This window comes from Streptomyces sp. NPDC001700 (assembly GCF_053596435.1).
In genome coordinates this window covers 114,981-132,452 of sequence record NZ_JBSFGE010000004.1, presented here as the reverse complement: position 1 = coordinate 132,452, position 17,472 = coordinate 114,981, and the positions used below count along the sequence as shown (strand labels likewise).

Genomic DNA, 17,472 nt, shown 5'->3' with positions numbered 1-17,472 from the left:
GCCGCTGAACCCACGATGCCGCCGACGAGTCACCACGGGTGGCGGTCGCGCACCGGGCTTACCGCTTCCAGGGCGGCGCCCAGTCGCAGGAGGGTGGCCTCGTCGTACCAGCGGGAGACGAGCTGAACGCCGATCGGCAGACCGTCCCCGCTCGCCCCGAACGGCAGTGACAGCGCGGGCAGACCGGTGAGGTTGAACGGAACGGTCGCCCGCATGATGCCACGGGCCGGGACGGTCACGTCTCCGACGCGGAACGTCGACTGGGCGTGCGGTGGTGCGGGGACGGGGCATACCGGGCACAGCAGCACGTCGTAGCGCTCGAAGTATGCGGCGAACAGCGAGCTGAGCGCGTCGACCTCTTGCTGTGCGGCGATGTAGTCGGCTGTTGTCACCTCCGGTGCCGTGAGCGTCCGCTGGATGAGGGGGTGCAGTTCCGACTCGCGGCCGGCGGCCACCTGCCGGAAGTGCGGCGCCACCTCGGCTGTGTAGAGCACGGCGCTCAGCGCGGTCGCGTCGATCGCCTCCAGCCCGGGCGGCGGGGCAGGCTCGACCGTAGCGCCCAGCTTCCGCAGCGCCTCGGCGGCCGACCTGACGGTGGCCGTCACCTCATGGTCCACCGGACCGAACGCCGGGTCGCTCGCCCAGCCGACCCGCGCCCCGGCCAGGTCGCGGGGCCCGGCCGCGTGGGGCGGCGAGTGGCGTACGTACCCGTCGACGCCGTCGGGCCCCGCCAGCAACCGGAACGCGGTCGCGACGTCCCGCACGCTGCGGGCCATCGGGCCGACGTGCCAGTAACGGCGGGGAACCTCGGGCCAGTGCCCGGTGATCGGGATCCGCCCCCGCGTCGCCTTCATGGCGACGATGCCGGTGTCGTGGGCCGGACCGCGCACCGAGATGGCCACGTCGCTGCCCAGGCCCAGTGGTGACATCCCGGCGGCGATCGCGGCCGATTCACCGCCGCTGGAGCCGCCCGGGGTGCGCTCCCCGTCCCACGGATTACGGGATCTGCCGACGAGCAGGTTGTCGGTCTCGGTCCAGTAGGAGAACTCCGGCAGGTTCGTCTTGGCCAGCGGAATCGCACCTGCGGCCCGCAGGCGGGCCACCGCGGTCGCGTCCGTTACGGGCACGCGCTCCCGGAAGATCGCCGACCCGCGTGTGGTCACCGACCCCGCCACGTCCAGCGCGTCCTTGACGGTGAACGGCACGCCGGTGAGCGGACCCACCGCTTCGCCCGCCGCCACGGCCTCGTCCACCGCGCGTGCCGCGGCGAGCCCCTCCTCGGCGAGGACCGTGACTACAGCGTTGACCTCGGGGTTGACCGCCTCGATGCGCTCCAGGTGCGCCCGTACCACTTCCACCGCGGACAGCTGCCGTTCGCGGATCAGTCCCGCCAGCGCGGTCGCGTCCCGGTGGTGAATCTCTTCCTCAGCCATGCCGCACCTCTCTCCAGACCCCATCATGTGGGCAGTCGTGCGAAGAAGGGGCCCTTGAGAGCGTAGAGCCAGCGGCCCAGGAGGTGGCCGGGCAGGTGCTCGGCGGCGTACGCCACCGCGTCGTCGGCTCGCCGATGAGGCCGCCGAGGATGCGGGTTCGACGTGGTCGAGGACCTCGCGGCGGATGCATCGCGAACGCGTTCGCCACACCGAGGTAAGCCAGTCGCAGCAGCACGATCGCCTGCTCACGTCGGCGCTACGAGCGTGCGGCCCTGTGCTGTCCGGCAACCGCGCGGTCGCGCACCGTCGTGGCTGCCCCGGTATGCGGGTGGGCGTCGCCGAAGGTACTTTCGCAGGCTCGTACGGCGTCATCGCCGAGGTGCCGCACGTCGTCCCATGTGAGCTTCTCCGGTCGAGCGGTGGTGACCGTTCGCCCCAGCCACTTCACCACGACCGCCGGGAACATCCCGACGCCTCGCATCTGCGGTGTATCCCCCCGTTGGAGAGAGGCGACGATGTCCGCGGTCACTTCGGCATGCGCCAGGCATATGAGCGCGTCGTCCTCAGGGCTGTCTCGGTCGAGTCGTAGCTGGGCGAGGTGGGGGAGGACATCGTGAACCAGCCCGAGCGCCTCTTCCCAACGACGTTGTCGCACCACCGCCTTCGCGCGGTGCATCTGAGCGACCATACGGCCCGGATGGTGCGCGCCCTGTGTTCTCCACAGGAGCCCTACGGCGGCCTGCAGCAACCGCTCGCTTTGCCCGTAACGCCGCATGTCGTAGAGGGTGTTGCCCAGCGCATGCTGTACTTCGGCGACGAAGCCCAGCACGTCGCACTGCACCGGGGAGAGTTCTCTGGTGAACGGACCGCTCGCGTTCTCCCTGAAGATGTCCCTCATACTGGGGCCGGTTCGCCCGGCCAGTGACAGCCCGTGTGCGTGGGCATCCTTCTCCGCCCGAGCCAGGACCTGTCGGAGCACTGCCTCAGCTTCGGGTAAGTCGCCGCAGCCCCTGCGGAGTTGGCCGAGCGCCAGGTCGTCCTTCAGATCGCCTCGCCCGGTCTTGACGATCTGGACCGCGAGCGGCAACCCCTCCTCGTACGCGCCCAGCGCCAGGTAAGCGTCCCGCACCCGGCGTGCGGCCGCGACGGCGCGTGTCGGATTGTGGCTGTCGCGCCACAGCAGTGCCATCGCGTGCGGCGCGAGCAGGCGCAAGGTAGAGCCATCCGGAACCACCGTCACCGCGTGATCCAGAAGAGCGGCGGCATACGCGCACACCTGGGAGTGTTCATGGGACATCTCGCGTGCGGTCTCCGCCTGCGTGGCTGCGTCCCTGCTGACGCAGGGCACGGAGGGTGCGCCGGGTCGCCCGGACACCGTGACGGAATGGACGGTGAATTCGCTGAGATCGGCTGATACACGATCCGCGGAGAGGTCCGGTATGCCGACCGAGGCGATGGCTGCGGGGGACAGCACGTACAGGGGCAGCGGCGCGTCCGCGAGGCAGGACAACAGGTGTCGTACCGATAGGGGCGGGCCCTTCCGCGGAGTGCTGAGGGCGCCCTCCCGCTGTGACGGAGGCACTCCGTCCGATGAGGTGTGGGAGGCGGCAGCCGTCGTTGGAGGCGCCGGTAGCTGCCGGATGACGGCGACGGCGGCCGCCGCGGCGTGGGCAGCCGCCCGTGGCTGGTGTTCGGCATCGGCGTCCGGGTACTTGTTGCCGTCGGCCTTGTCGCTGATGCCGCGTATGGTCAGCGCTTCGATGTGACCGATCTGGGCGGCGTGCGCCATTCCCGCGCTTTCCATCTCGATTGCCGCGACGTCGTTGTAGTGCGTATGCACTTGTCGACGCAGCGCGGAGGCAGAGGAGTTGAGCACTACGTCCCCGGCTGCGATGGGCTTTAAGTGCACCTGTGCCCCCCGCCGCCCTTCGGCGTTCCCCGAGGCCGGCTCCGGCCGCCACGACGCCGAACGCAGGGCGAGGCGGGCGGTCTGCAGCAGCGTATGGGAGCCGGCCCAGCCCTCCGGGCGGGCCATGAACCCTTCGGGGGTGTCCTTGCCTCCGTGGATGGCGTGGACCCGGGTGGCGATCACGACATCGCCGAGCTCCACGTCGTCTTTGAGCGCGCCGGCGACACCGACGAACAGCAGCGCGCCGGGGGAGAAGAGCTGGCGGGCCTGCTCGGTGACGATGGCAGCCGGACGATTGCCCTCCCCGAGCTCCGCCAGCGCCACCTGCCAGGGCGTCCCGTCCAAATCGCCCACTTCGAAGACAGTTCCGGTCTGATGGCGGACCACCTCACAGCCGCTCAGGTACTGCCGCACCGACTGGTATTCCAGACCCAGTGCCGTGAGGATCACCACTGTGCTGCGCAATCGCGTCGCCCCAGTCATCCAGGTATCTACGCCCATCGGTACTGTATCGCTGTCTCCCGGCGGGGGTGTCCGGGCGGGGCTCGCGCGACCATCGGATCGTTGGGGCCTCTTCCCGGCGATGAGCTGCCTGCCTCGACCGGGGCACCGGCTGCCGGATTCCACGCGCCATGGTCGTCGATCTCGCCTGCGGCCACTCTCATCCCATCCGTTGACGCCGCCCGTACACCGTCGGAAACTGTGCGGCATGTCCCGCTGACAACGTTGTCTATCTGAGAGGACCTCTCAGTGCCGCACCCTCTTCAGGCCGACCGCCGCCGCTTCCTGCAACTCCTCGGCCTCACGGGCGCCGTGACGGCTCTGCCCACCGCGCTGGGCGGCACGCCGACTCACGCTGCGGGCCGCTCCGCGCCACCGCCCGACAGCATCGCCGCCATCTACCACCGCGTGCTGCTGCACCACACCAATTGGTCGGAGACGCAGTGGGACGGGGCCAAGGGCCACTACACGCTCAAGAACTTCGGCTTCGCCGTGGTGCTCGGCAACGCCGTTCTGCTCACGCACGGCAGTTACGACGCGGACCTGGCCGGTATCGACAGCGAGACCCTCAAGAAGCGGACCCTCGCCTCCATCCGCCACTTCGCCGCCTCGAACCGGCTCACCGGCGGCACGGAATGGGGCCGCACGCTGTTCTTCGACACCACCTTCCAGTCGTACTTCCTCCTCGCCGCCCGGCTGCTGTGGGACGACGTGGACGCCACCACGCGCAAGCACATCGACACCATCACGCGTGAACAGGCCGCCTACACCACATCGCTGGGCACCGGCGACGACCCGGACTCCGGCGACTGGACGCCGAACGGCCTGAAGGGCGGTTACGAAGGCGACACCAAGCTGGAGGAGATGGGGCTGTACGCGCAGACGCTGGCGCCCGCCCTCGCGTGGGCGCCCGACGACGTGCGCGCCGCCGCCTGGGCGGACGGCTACGGCACTTGGTCGCGCAACGAGGCCGGGTTACCGCAGGCCGACCTCGCCAACCCGGCCAAGGTGGACGGCGTCCGCGTCTCGGAGAACACGGCTCGCAACCTCTACGACACCTTCATCGTGGAGAACCACGGCTCGTTCGGGCCGCACTACCAGGAGGAGCTGTGGCGTACCTCGGGTCGTAACGCCGCTCACTTCCTGGCCGCCGGACGCCCTCTGCCCGAAGTCCTGACACGCCAGCCCAACGCGCGGCCGCTGTGGCGCACGCTGCTCGGTGTCATGAGCGACGCCGGCGAACCGCTGATGCCGATGGTGGCCGACCGCGAGCACCTCTACGGCCGTGACGTGATCCCGCTGGCCTTTCTGGCGCAGGTGGCGGGCGACCGCGCCGCCGCGCGCGCCGAGCAGGATCTGGCCGAGCGCCTGGAGGCGTACCAGAAGTACCCGCCCGAGTACCGGTTGGCGAAGTTCTCCGGCGAGCCGAAGTACGAGCCCGAGGCCCGGGCCGAGGTCGCGATCAGCTATCTGCTGCACGTCTGGGCGGCCGGCGCCGGGCGCCGGGTGCGGCCGCTGTCCCACGCCGAGCTGTTCGCGGAGGCATCGGGGGTCACGGACTTCGGCGCCGGCCCCGGGCTGGTGTCGCACCAATCGGCGGCGGCGTGGGCGGGCGCCGTATCCAAGCCGGACTTCGTGAAGTTCGCCTGGCAGCCGGCCCACGACGACTGGCTGTTCCGGCTGAGCGGCGCCACGCCGATGTTCCTTCCGGCGACGAGGGGGAAGGCCGGCGGCCGCTCGGTCCGGCTGTACGGGGAGGTCCGCGACGGCTTCGACGGCACCGCGACGGTGCTGCGCTTGGACGGCGGCTACGCCGGGTACACGACCCTGCCTACGGGCGCCGTCGTCTACGCCAGCAGTGGCACGGCCGACGGGGAGGGGCATCTCGAGGTCCACAACCTCACGATGCCCGGTGTGGCGGGCCTCGGCGGGGCCCGTACCTACCGTTTCGCGGAGGGCGAGGTGACGGTCCGCGCGCAGGACGACTCCTTGGCCGCGGCCGCTGGGCGCGTCGACCGCGTGACCTTCGAGCGCACCGCGGTGCGGCACCTGCGCATGCTCGGCGTGCGCCCCGACCCGTCGTACGGCTACTCCCTGTTCGCCTTCGAGGTCCGTGCCGACACCGACGGGCCGGACCTGGCCCGCGGCAAGACGGCCACGGCGTCCTCATCCGACGCCGGCAAGGGACCGGGCCTCGCGGTGGACGGCGACGCGACGACCCGTTGGGCGGTGGCGAAGGACGAGCGTCCGCGCGCCGACAGCTGGCTGTCCGTGGACCTCGGCTCCACCCAGGAGGTCGGGGAGGCCACCCTGCGTTGGGAGTCCGCCGCCGGGCGCGCCTACCGACTGCAGGGTTCACCGGACGGAGCCCACTGGAGCGAGCTGGCGGCCTGGCCGAGGCCCGCGGCCACCAGCCGAGGCGGCTGGCTGGACATCGACGGCCGAGCCGGCCTCGTCGTACGCGGTGCGGAGCACCCTCTGGCCGTCTACGACGACGCCGTCGTGCTGTCCGACGGCCCGGCGGCACCTGTCCTGATCGAGGGCTTCCCCGGCGCCTCGGCCAAGACGCTGCGCGCCCTTGCCCGCAAGCCGGTCCCCACGGCGATCCACCCGGATGTGCACGCGGCCCTCACCGACGACTACCTGAGTGTCTTCAACCTCTCCGGCGAACCGGTCGCCACCCGGGTCGAGGTGCCGCAGTCCGGACCGCGCCTGCTGGTCTTCGAGGGCCCGCAGACCGTCACCCGCGCGGGTACGGCGTTCGAGGCCCGACTCGCCGCCGGCGCCGCTGTCCTGCTCGCACCCCGGTTCACGCTCACCCCGCTGTCGGGCACGCTCCTGCCGCCCGGATTGCGCGTACAGGTGGACGACGGGGCGCGTCTGCGGCTGTCCGGGGCCCGTTGCCGGGTGCGCGTCGAGGGGCAGGGACACAGCACGGTGGCGACGGTGCGGGCCGGCCGCGAGACCGAGGTCACCCTGCGCGGCGCCACCGCCTACCCCCGCACTGACCGCGCACTTGGCCGCGACGTCTTTCCCACCGGTCCCCTGCCCACGGGGATGTCGGAACCGTCCGCCGCGGTGGACGGTGACCCGGACACGGCGTGGAGTCCTGGGAAGGACGGGCGCATGGTCGTGGATCTGGGCGCGGACCAGCCGATCCGGTCCGTGGAGGCCGAGTGGACCACCGCCGTTGCCCCGTCCGCGAAGGTCGAGTTCAGCCACGACGGCATCACCTACCGCGGCGCCGGCCGCCTCAGCGGCCGCAAACGCACGCGGAGGCTCAGCACCCCGGGGTCGGCACGGTACGTGTCGTTCCAGGTCGAGGGGGCGGTACCGGCCCGCGAAGGGCTGGTGCGGTTCTCCGTGCTGTGACGCCGCTCTACCGGGCTCAGGACGAGAAGAAGACCTCCAGCACCGGGCTCGCCTGGAGCGACGACGGCCTCAAGGCGGGTGCCGCCGCTGCTCACCGGCGACGGACACATCCTGCTGGTCTGCAACGGCCGCGCCGCGCGCCAGGGCCGCGTCTCGCGCGGGGCGGTGCCCCTGCCTCGTCTGCGGGCACCGTACCCGGCGTGGGTGGCGCACCGCGTCGCGTGGCCGTGCGGGGCCCGCGTCGCGGCCTACGCGCCACCCCCACCGCCGGAGGCGTCAGTCGTCCCGTGGGCCGCGCGGAGCAGCGCGGCCCACGACCGTGCCGCCTCGGTCTATGCAGATCACGTCGACCGCCACCGGCGCCCCGCGCAGCACGTCCAGGGCCGTGGCGCGGGCAGCGGCCGCGACCAGGTCGCCCAGGGGGATGTCTTGGGCGGCGCACAGGTGCAGGGCCTCCAGGCCGGTGTTGGCCGTCGTCACCGCTGCCGCCAGGGCGTCGTCCGCGCCGACCTGGCGGGCCAGGTCGGCCAAGTAGGCCTTGTCGACCTGGGAGCGGGAAGAGTGGAGGTCGAGGTGGCCCGCGGCGAGTTTGGAGAGCTTGGCGAAGCCGCCCGCGACCGTCAGGCGGTCCACCGGGTGGCGGCGCAGGTACTTGAGGACGGCGCCCGCGAAGTCGCCCATATCCAGCAGGGCGTCCTGCGGCAGCCCGTGTTCGGCCACCGCCACCTTCTCGGACGTCGAGCCCGTACATCCCGCCACGTGCCGCCGCCCCGCCGCCCGCGCCACGTCCACGCCGCGCCGGATGCTGTCGATCCAGGCCGAGCAGGAGTACGGCACCACGATGCCGGTCGTGCCGAGGATGGACAGGCCGCCGAGGATGCCCAGCCGGGGGTTCCACGTGCTGCGGGCGATCTCCTCGCCGTGGTCCACCGAGACCTCGATCTCGACGTCGCCGCCGCCACCGTGGCGGGCGGCGACCTCGGCGATGTGGTCGCTCATCAGCTGGCGCGGCACGGGGTTGATGGCCGGTTCGCCCACCGCGAGCGGCAGTCCGGGCCGGGTGACGGTGCCGACGCCGGGGCCCGCCCGGAACACCACGCCACGGCCCGGCGGCAGGGCGCGCACGGTCGCCCGTACGAGCGCGCCGTGGGTCACGTCGGGATCGTCCCCGGCGTCCTTCACGACGGCGGCCATGGCCCGGTCGGCGCCCAGTTCCTCGGCCGCCAGGGCGAACGCGGGCCGCTGGCCCTTCGGCAGCGTGATGGTCACGGGGTCGGGGAAGTCGCCGCTGAGCAGCGCGGTGTACGCCGCCGTCGTCGCGGCCGTCGCGCACGCCCCGGTGGTCCACCCGGGCCGCAACCCGGTGTGCTCCAGCTGGGCCCCGCGGCCCCCGCTCACGCCGCTCACCCCGGTCTCCGCGTCAGCCATGGGCCACCCGCCGCGCATACGATGACGGGCGCACGGACGACGAAAGGCAGCCGATGAACAGCGCACCCGTGCGCCATGTGCTCATCCTGGGCGGCACCACCGAGGCCCGCCGCCTCGCCACCGAGCTGGACGGCGACCCCGCCCTGCGCGTCACCAGTTCCCTCGCGGGCCGGGTCGCCGCACCGCGACTGCCCGCCGGGCAGGTGCGGATCGGCGGGTTCGGGGGCCCCGATGGCATGGCCCGCTGGCTCCGCGAGCACCAGGTGGACGCGCTCATCGACGCCACCCATCCTTTCGCCGACACGATCAGTCACAACGCGGCCCTGGCGGCCGCCGCCGTCCATGTTCCCCTGCTCGCCCTGCGCCGCCCCGGCTGGGTGGCGGGCCCCGGCGACCGCTGGCACCCGGCGGCCTCGCTGGACGAGGCCGCGCGGCTGCTGCCGGAGCTGGGGGAGCGGGTCTTCCTCACCACGGGCCGCATGGGGCTGGCCGCCTTCGCCCACCTCACCGACCCGTGGTTCCTGGTCCGCTCGGTCGACGCCCCGCAGCCGCCGCTGCCGCCGCGCATGGAGGTGATCCTCGACCGGGGCCCGTTCACCCTCGACGGCGAGAGCGCCCTGCTGCGCCGCCACCGCGTCGACGTCCTGGTCACCAAGGACAGCGGCGCCGGGGCCACGGCCCCCAAGCTGACCGCGGCCCGCGCCGCCGGAATCCCCGTGGTCGTCGTCCAGCGCCCGCCCGCCCCGGAGGGCGTCCCGGTGGCCCGGACCCCCGCCGAGGCCGTCGCCTGGCTCCGTACGACCCGTACGACCGCACGCCCCTGAGTCACACCTCGGGGTAGCGGCGCGGGGTCCAGACGATGTCGGTGCCGTCGCCTCGGCGGACCGTGCGGGTCTGGGAGGAGCCGATCAGGAGGATCGTGCGCATGTCCACCTCGGCCGGGTCGAGGTCGGCCAGGCGGATGACGCGGACGGACTCCTCGGGGCCGCCGACGTCACGGCCCAGGACGACCGGGGTGTCCGGCGAGCGGTGTTCCAGGAGGAGGTCGCGGGCCTTGCCGACCTGCCAGATCCGGCTGCGGGAGCCGGGGTTGTAGAGCGCGAGCACCAGATCGGCTGCGGCCGCGGCGCGCAGGCGTTCGGCGATGACCTCCCAGGGCTTGAGCCGGTCGGACAGGGAGACGACGGCGTAGTCGTGGCCGAGCGGCGCGCCCGCGCGGGCGGCGGCGGCGTGGGCCGCGGTCATGCCGGGCAGCACCCGGACCGGGACATCGCGGTACGGGTCCTCGGACGCGGCCTCCAGCACGGCCGTGGCCATGGCGAACACGCCGGGGTCGCCCGAGGAGACCACGGCGACACGCCGACCGCGCCGGGCCAGGTCGAGGGCGAACTCGGCGCGTTCGGCCTCGACCTTGTTGTCGGAGGGGTGGCGCCGCTGGCCGGGGCGTACGGGGACCCGGTCCAGGTAGGTGGTGTAGCCGACCAGGTCCTCGGCGGCGGCCAGTTCACCTCGGGCCTCGGGGGTGAGCCACAGCGGACCGGCCGGGCCGAGGCCCACCACGACGACCTCGCCCGCGCGCCCGGACCCGGAGACATCGGGAGCGTCCGGCGTGTCGATACGGCTCGGCAGCACCGCCACCGAGAAGTAGGGCACGGACGACGGATCGACCTCGCCCAGCGACCCGGTGCGCTCCGCGCTCATCGTGGCGCGCTCCACGTACCGCGCGTCGGCGAGCCGCCCCGAACGCTCCAGGGCGCGCCGTACGGTCGGGAAGGTGCGGCCGAGCTTCATGACCGCCGCCGCGTCGGTCGTCGCGAGGCGCGCCGTCAGCTCCTCCTCGGGCAGCGTGCCCGGGAGGACCGTCAGCACCTCCTCGCCCTCCACCAGCGGCGCGCCGAGCCGGGCGGCCGCCGCGCTCACCGAGGTGACGCCGGGGATCACCTCGGTCGGATAGCGGTCGGCGAGCCGCTTGTGCATGTGCATGTACGAGCCGTAGAAGAGCGGGTCGCCCTCGGCCAGCACCGCGACCGTGCGCCCCGCGTCCAGATGCGCGGCGAGCCGCGCCGCCGCCTCCGTGTAGAACTCCTCCATCGCGCCCCGGTAGCCGCCCGGATGGTCGGTGCCCTCCGTGGTGACCGGGTAGACGAGCCGCTCCTCGATGTGGTCGGGCCGCAGATGCCGCTCGGCGATGGAGCGGGCGATGCTGCGGCCGTGCCGGGCGCTGTGGTACGCCACGACATCGGCCCCGGCGATGACCTCGACCGCCCGTACCGTCATCAGGGAAGGGTCACCGGGCCCGAGGCCCACGCCGTACAGCCGGCCCTTCGCCGCGGGCGTCGCCTCTCGCTGCTGCTCGCTCACTCTTCCTCGCTCGCTATCGCGTTGATCGCGGCCGCGGCGATGGCGCTGCCGCCGCGTCGGCCGCGCACCACCAGATGGTGGGGCGCCGCCGGGTGTCCGGCCAGCGCCTCCTTGGACTCGGCGGCGCCGATGAACCCGACCGGTACGCCGATGACGGCGGCCGGGCGCGGCGCGCCCTGCTCGATCATCTCCAGCAGCCGGAACAGCGCGGTGGGCGCGTTGCCGACCGCCACGACCGAACCCTCCAGCCGGTCCCGCCACAGCTCCAGCGCGGCGGCGCTGCGCGTCGTCCCCATGCGCCGCGCCAACTCCGGTACGGCCGGGTCGGACAGCGTGCACACCACGTCGTTGTCGGCGGGCAGCCGCTTTCGGGTGACGCCGCTGGCGACCATCTGGGCGTCGCAGAGCACGGGCGCCCCGGCGCGCAGCGCCTCCCGGGCGCGGGCGACCACCTCGGGGGTGTACGCGAGGTCCTTGACCAGGTCGACCATGCCGCACGCGTGGATCATCCGCACCACGACCTGGCTGACGTCGGCGGGGAGGCCGCCCAGGTCCGCCTCGGCGCGGATGGTGGCAAAGGAGGCGCGGTAGATGGCCGCCCCGTCCTTCTCGTAGTCGAACACGGTGTCCTCGATGTCCTCGATCATGTCGTTGATCATGCTGTTCCGCGGGCCGCCGCCACGGCGTCGGCCAGTTGCTCTGCTGCCACGTCCACTACGTCCATCACGCCGCCGCCGGTCACCCCGTCCGGCTCGCGCGTGTCGCGCACGGTGAGCCGGTAGTCCGTAGCGGACGTGGCCAGCGCGTCCACCCAGTGGCCGCCGGGGTGGCCGCAGCGCCGCTCGCAGCCGGAGAAGTACACCGGCGGCGCGCCGGGGGAGCGGGGAGTGCCCGCCACCGCGCGTGTCGCGTGGGCGCGCACATCGGCCAGGGACTTGGCGCAGCCCGGCCGTCCCGTACACGCGCCGACCCCGGCCCATGGGGAATCCGGCTCGGTCACCAGCCCCGCGTCGGTCACTTCACGCGCCGCGGCCGCCGCGCCGTCCGCCGTGAACCCCGGGAGCACCACGCCGCGCCAGGGTGTCACACGCAGCTCACCCGACCCGCCCCGGGAGGCGAGCGCGGCGAGCAGCCGCCACTGTGCGGCGCGGACCCGGCCCAGGGGCACCAGGACGGACACGGCGTGGCGCCCGTCCGGCCCGGACACGACGCCCGGCGCGGGCGGTGTGCCGGGCGCGCCACCCGGCCACTCATGTCCGATTCGCTCCGCTTCGACGCTCTCGTCCGCGAGTCGCGCCGCCAAGCCGTCGACGGTGACGGCGTGTTGCGCGGGCAGGTCGCGCACCCGCCACGCCCGCGTGCCGCTCGCGCGGGCCCTGGCCAGGAACTCCACGGCGGCCAGCGCGGCGGCACGCGGCACATCCCGCGCCCGCACCTCCAACGCGACCCCGTCAGCCCCGGAGCCCACCCGCAGTACGGCCCGGCCATCCCCCGTTGCGATCAATGTCACATCCGCGTCCAGCGCGGCCACATCGCCCCGGCCGTCGTCCATGGCGAACAGGAAACGGCCCGACAAGCCGGACAGTTCTTCCCACGCGCCACCGCACAGCGCGGCGTCCAACTCCCGCGCCCACGCCGTGACATCGCCGTATCCGGCGCCGTCGAGCCCGCTCAGCGGGGACGCCGCGATGTTGCGCACCCGGTCGTACAGCTCGGAGGGGAGTAGTCCGGCGTCCCGCAGCCCGGCCGCCAGCTCGCCACCGCAGGTCGCCGCCAGGCCACGGAGCTGGAGATTTCCGCGCGAGGTGAGATCCAGTCCGCCGTCCCCCAACTCCTCGCTCACCCGCGCCAGCGCCTGCGCCTGACGCACCGTCAGCAAGCCGCCCGGGATGCGGACGCGCGCCAGGGACCCGTCGTCCGCCGGGTGCAGCCGCAGCGCGCCGGGGCAGGCGTCATCGCGTCCGCGCTCCCGGCGTGGGGGCGCTTCATCCGCAGGTGGGACGGTTGTCGGGGGGAGGGACATGGCGGCGAGCATACCGACGTTTCGTCGGCCCTCACCGTCCCGTGCCAGGTCAGGAACGCCTACTATGCTCTGCGGCGGGCCGTCTGGCCCGCCGGACGCTTAAGACGGCGTTTAGGGGAGGAAACCGGTGCGAATCCGGTGCGGTCCCGCCACTGTGAGCACGGCCAGCCCGCCGTGCGAGCCAGGAACTCCCGCCGTCTTCACAACCCGCCCGGGGCGCGGACCCCGAGGAAGGCGCGCTGAGCCATGATCCTTCTGCTGTCGACGTCCGACACCGACCTGCTCAGTGCCCGCGCGGCCACGGGCCCGGTGCCATACCGCCTCGCCAACCCGGCGCGGCTCGCGCTCGACGAGCTGCCCGGTCTCCTCGACGGTGCCGAACTCGTCGTCGTACGGCTCCTCGGTGGCGTCCGCGCCTGGGAGGAAGGCCTCGAAACCCTGCTCGCGGGCGACCTCCCGGTCGTCGTGCTCACCGGTGAACAGGCCCCTGACGCCCAGCTCATGGAGGCGTCCACGGTCCCCGTGGGCATCGCCGCCGAGGCGCACGCCTACCTCGCCCACGGCGGACCCGCCAACCTGGAGCAGCTGGCCCGGTTCCTCTCCGACACCGTGCTGCTCACCGGCCACGGCTTCGAGCCGCCCGCCCCCGCCCCCACCTGGGGTCCGCTGGAGCGCACCGCGCGCGAGGACGTCACCGGCCCGACCATCGCCGTGCTCTACTACCGGGCCCACCACATGAGCGGCAACACCGCCTTCGTGGAAGCCCTGTGCCAGGCCGTGGAGGACGCCGGGGCGCGCCCGCTGCCGCTGTACGTCGCCTCCCTCCGGGCCCCCGAGCCCGAGCTGATCGAGGCACTCGGCGCGGCCGACGCCGTCGTCACCACCGTGCTCGCCGCGGGCGGCACCCGCCCCGCCGAGGCGTCGGCGGGCGGCGACGACGAGTCGTGGGACGCGGGCGCGCTCGCCGGGCTCGACGTCCCCGTACTCCAGGCGCTGTGCCTGACCTCGTCCCGCAGCGCGTGGGAGGAGAACGACGAGGGGTTGTCCCCGCTGGACGCCGCGACCCAGGTCGCCGTCCCGGAGTTCGACGGACGGCTCATCACCGTCCCGTTCTCCTTCAAGGAGGTCGACGAGGACGGCCTGCCGGTCTACGCCGCCGACCCCGAGCGCGCCGCGCGTGTCGCCGGAATCGCGGTACGACACGCCCGGCTCCGCCACATACCGGCGGCCGACAAGCGCCTCGCGCTCGTCCTGTCCGCCTACCCCACCAAGCACTCCCGGATCGGCAACGCGGTCGGCCTCGACACCCCCGCCAGCGCCGTCGCCCTGCTGCGCCGACTGCGCGCCGAGGGGTACGACCTCGGCCCCGAGGAGGGCGAGGGCGCGCTTCCGGGCCTGGTCTCCGGCGTCGGCGACGAGCTGATCTACGCCCTCATCGAGGCGGGCGGCCACGACCAGGACTGGCTCACCGAGGAGCAGCTGGCCAAGAACCCGGTCCGCGTCCCCGCCGCCGACTACCGCCGCTGGTACGCCACGCTGCCGCAGCAGCTGCGCGACGCGGTCGAGGAGCACTGGGGCCCGCCGCCCGGCGAGATGTTCGTGGACACCAGCCGCGACCCCGAGGGCGAGATCGTCCTCGCCGCGCTGCGCCACGGCAACCTGCTGGTCGTCATCCAGCCGCCGCGCGGCTTCGGCGAGAACCCCATCGCCATCTACCACGACCCCGACCTGCCGCCCTCGCACCACTACCTGGCCGCCTACCGCTGGATGGCGAGCCCCCAGGCCGACGGCGGCTTCGGCGCCGACGCCATGGTGCACCTGGGCAAGCACGGCAACCTGGAGTGGCTGCCGGGCAAGAACGCGGCCCTGTCCGCCGCCTGCGGACCCGACGCCGCGCTCGGCGACCTGCCGCTGATCTACCCGTTCCTGGTCAACGACCCCGGCGAGGGCACCCAGGCCAAGCGCCGCGTCCACGCCACCCTGGTCGACCACCTCGTGCCGCCGATGGCCCGCGCCGACTCGTACGGCGACATCGCGCGCCTGGAACAGCTGCTGGACGAGTACGCCGCCATCTCCGCGATGGACCCGGCCAAGCTCCCCGCCATCCGCGCCCAGATCTGGACCCTCATCCAGGCCGCCCGGCTCGACCACGACCTCGGCCTGGAAGAGCGCCCCGACGACGAGGGCTTCGACGACTTCCTGCTGCACGTCGACGGCTGGCTGTGCGAGGTCAAGGACGCCCAGATCCGCGACGGTCTGCATGTCCTCGGCGGCGCGCCCACCGGCCCCGAGCGCGTCAACCTCGTCCTGGCCATCCTGCGCGCCCGTCAGATCTGGGGCGGTACGTCGGCGCTCCCCGGGCTGCGCGAGGCGCTGGGCCTGGACGAGTCGGCCGCCACCCGCACCAATGCGGACGAGGCCGAGGAGCGCGCCCGCGCCCTCGTCCAGGCGATGGAGGACGCGGACTGGGCCCCGGAGGCCGCCGAGCGGGCCGCCCTCGATCTGCCCGAGGAGCAGCGCCCCGCCGTCACCGCGATCCTGGAGTTCGCCGCCCGCGAGGTCGTCCCGCGCCTCGCCGCCACGACCGACGAGATCGACCACGCCGTCCACGCCCTGAACGGCGGCTTCGTCCCGGCCGGGCCGTCCGGCTCGCCGCTGCGGGGTCTGGTCAACGTCCTGCCGACGGGCCGTAACTTCTACTCCGTCGACCCCAAGGCCGTGCCCAGCCGCCTGGCCTGGGAGACCGGCCAGGCGCTCGCCGACTCGCTGCTGGAGCGCTACCGCGCCGACAACGACGGCCAGTACCCGCGCTCGGTCGGCCTGTCGCTGTGGGGGACGAGCGCGATGCGCACCTCCGGCGACGACGTGGCCGAGGCGCTGGCGCTGATGGGCATCCGCCCGGTGTGGGACGACGCCTCGCGGCGCGTCACGGGACTTAAGCCCGTTGCTCAGGACCAGCTCGGCCGCCCGCGTGTCGATGTCACCCTGCGCATCAGCGGCTTCTTCCGCGACGCCTTCCCGCACGTGGTCGGGCTGCTGGACGACGCCGTACGGCTCGCCGCGTCCCTGGAGGAGGACGACGACGTCAACTACGTGCGCGCCCACACCCGCGCCGACCTCGCCGAGCACGGCGACGAGCGCCGCGCCACCACCCGCATCTTCGGCTCCCGGCCGGGGACGTACGGCGCGGGGCTGCTCCAGCTCATCGACAGCCGCGACTGGCGCACCGACGCCGACCTCGCCGAGGTCTACTCGGTGTGGGGCGGCTACGCGTACGGCCGTGGCCTGGAGGGCCGTCCGGCGCGCGAGGAGATGGAGACCGCGTACCGCAGGATCGCGGTGGCGGCGAAGAACACCGACACGCGCGAGCACGACATCGCCGACTCGGACGACTACTACCAGTACCACGGCGGCATGGTCGCCACCGTGCGCGCGCTGAAGGGCACCGCCCCGGCCGCGTACATCGGCGACTCCACCCGCCCCGAGACGGTGCGCACCCGCACGCTGCACGAGGAGACCTCGCGGGTCTTCCGGGCCCGGGTGGTCAACCCGCGCTGGATCGAGGCGATGCGCCGCCACGGCTACAAGGGCGCGTTCGAGCTGGCCGCCACCGTCGACTACCTCTTCGGCTACGACGCCACCACGGGCGTGGTCGCCGACTGGATGTACGACAAGCTGGCCCAGACGTATCTGCTCGACCCGGAGAACCGCGCGTTCCTGGAGGACGCCAACCCCTGGGCGCTGCACGGCATGGCAGAGCGGCTGCTGGAGGCCGAGAGCCGCGGTCTGTGGGAGAAGCCGGACGCGGAGGTGCTGGAGCGGGTCCGGGAGCTGTTCCTGGAGACCGAGGGCGGTCTGGAGGGCGGGGACGACTGATCCCCGAGGTCCGTCAGTGACCGAACGGGCGGCGGCTCAGCCGGAGGACGGCCGGGCCGCCGCCCGGATCCGGTCCGGCCAGGGCGGGCAGTTGACCAGTTCGGTCCACTCGCGGTCGTACGCCCCGGGCACGGCCCGCCCCGCGGACGACCACCGCTCGACCAGGGCCGCGTAGATCGGTACGCAGCTCGACTGGTGCAGCGTCTGGTGAACCGTTCCGCCGCCTTCGGTGCTCCGGTCCAGCGCTCTGCTCGGCTGCGAGAGAGAACGGCGTCGCATCGTCGTCGTCATGGTCGGCCAACGCGCGGCGCCCCGTGGGGTCACCTCCTTCGCGCCGACCTCACCCGCACCGGCGTGGCCTCGTACACATCAGCGACCGGTGGGCGGCCGCCCGGGTGACGCCCGTACGGGTGCCCGGTGGCCGGAGCCCGGTGCGCTGCGCATTTCCCGTGCCTGGCAATGAAAAGCGTTGCCGAATTCATGAGCCAATGCCACCTGATAACCGTGTCCATTGCAGCCTTTGGAGAATTCTCCGAAGTGCTGTTCAATTGCGGCTGTCCATAAAGCGA

Annotated in this window: 10 protein-coding genes and 1 riboswitch; of the genes, 3 read left to right on the top strand and 7 right to left on the bottom strand. The window is 73.2% G+C overall.

The genetic code is table 11. The annotated features are described in order from the left end of the window. Positions 1–29 precede the first annotated feature (29 nt). Positions 30–1,433, bottom strand: a complete 1,404-nt coding sequence (locus tag ACWC5C_RS09040) for an amidase (protein ID WP_450874801.1) — start codon at positions 1,431–1,433, stop codon at positions 30–32. Between the two features lie 256 nt (positions 1,434–1,689). After that, the gene (locus ACWC5C_RS09035) at positions 1,690–3,843 is read right to left on the bottom strand and encodes a phosphorylase family protein (protein WP_450874800.1); all 2,154 of its coding nucleotides are present in this window, start codon (positions 3,841–3,843) and stop codon (positions 1,690–1,692) included. Between the two features lie 249 nt (positions 3,844–4,092). Between ACWC5C_RS09035 and ACWC5C_RS09030 the strand changes: the two genes are divergently transcribed. After that, positions 4,093–7,215 (top strand): discoidin domain-containing protein, encoded by a 3,123-nt coding sequence (locus ACWC5C_RS09030; protein ID WP_450874799.1) that lies wholly within the window; start codon positions 4,093–4,095, stop codon positions 7,213–7,215. A 276-nt stretch (positions 7,216–7,491) separates the two neighbouring features. Here ACWC5C_RS09030 and ACWC5C_RS09025 read toward each other — a convergent pair whose 3' ends face one another. Further along, positions 7,492–8,643, bottom strand: a complete 1,152-nt coding sequence (locus ACWC5C_RS09025) for a cobalt-precorrin-5B (C(1))-methyltransferase (RefSeq protein WP_450874798.1) — start codon at positions 8,641–8,643, stop codon at positions 7,492–7,494. Positions 8,644–8,696: 53 nt separating this feature from the next. Between ACWC5C_RS09025 and ACWC5C_RS09020 the strand changes: the two genes are divergently transcribed. Then, positions 8,697–9,467 (top strand): cobalt-precorrin-6A reductase, encoded by a 771-nt coding sequence (locus ACWC5C_RS09020; protein ID WP_450874797.1) that lies wholly within the window; start codon positions 8,697–8,699, stop codon positions 9,465–9,467. Between the two features lies 1 nt (position 9,468). Here ACWC5C_RS09020 and ACWC5C_RS09015 read toward each other — a convergent pair whose 3' ends face one another. From ACWC5C_RS09015 to cobG, 3 genes are read right to left on the bottom strand one after another with little or no spacing between them, the layout of a single operon-like run. Then, entirely contained in the window at positions 9,469–11,004 is a 1,536-nt protein-coding gene (locus ACWC5C_RS09015; RefSeq protein WP_450874796.1) for a precorrin-2 C(20)-methyltransferase, read from the bottom strand. Further along, positions 11,001–11,663 (bottom strand): precorrin-8X methylmutase, encoded by a 663-nt coding sequence (locus tag ACWC5C_RS09010; RefSeq protein ID WP_385441255.1) that lies wholly within the window; start codon positions 11,661–11,663, stop codon positions 11,001–11,003. Before ACWC5C_RS09010 ends, ACWC5C_RS09015 begins: the two co-directional genes overlap by 4 nt. Beyond that, entirely contained in the window at positions 11,660–13,027 is a 1,368-nt protein-coding gene (gene cobG, locus ACWC5C_RS09005; protein ID WP_450874795.1) for a precorrin-3B synthase, read from the bottom strand. The genes ACWC5C_RS09010 and cobG overlap by 4 nt, the downstream gene beginning before the upstream one ends. A 58-nt stretch (positions 13,028–13,085) precedes the next feature. Beyond that, a riboswitch (cobalamin riboswitch) is annotated at positions 13,086–13,237 on the top strand. Between the two features lie 36 nt (positions 13,238–13,273). On the opposite strand from cobG, the gene cobN reads away from it, so the two are divergent. Continuing rightward, positions 13,274–16,903, top strand: a complete 3,630-nt coding sequence (gene cobN, locus ACWC5C_RS09000; RefSeq protein WP_450874794.1) for a cobaltochelatase subunit CobN — start codon at positions 13,274–13,276, stop codon at positions 16,901–16,903. 36 nt (positions 16,904–16,939) lie between these two features. On the opposite strand, the gene ACWC5C_RS08995 is transcribed toward cobN, so the two are convergent. Further along, the gene (locus ACWC5C_RS08995; protein ID WP_385441263.1) at positions 16,940–17,182 is read right to left on the bottom strand and encodes a hypothetical protein; all 243 of its coding nucleotides are present in this window, start codon (positions 17,180–17,182) and stop codon (positions 16,940–16,942) included. Between the last annotated feature and the right edge of the window lie 290 nt (positions 17,183–17,472).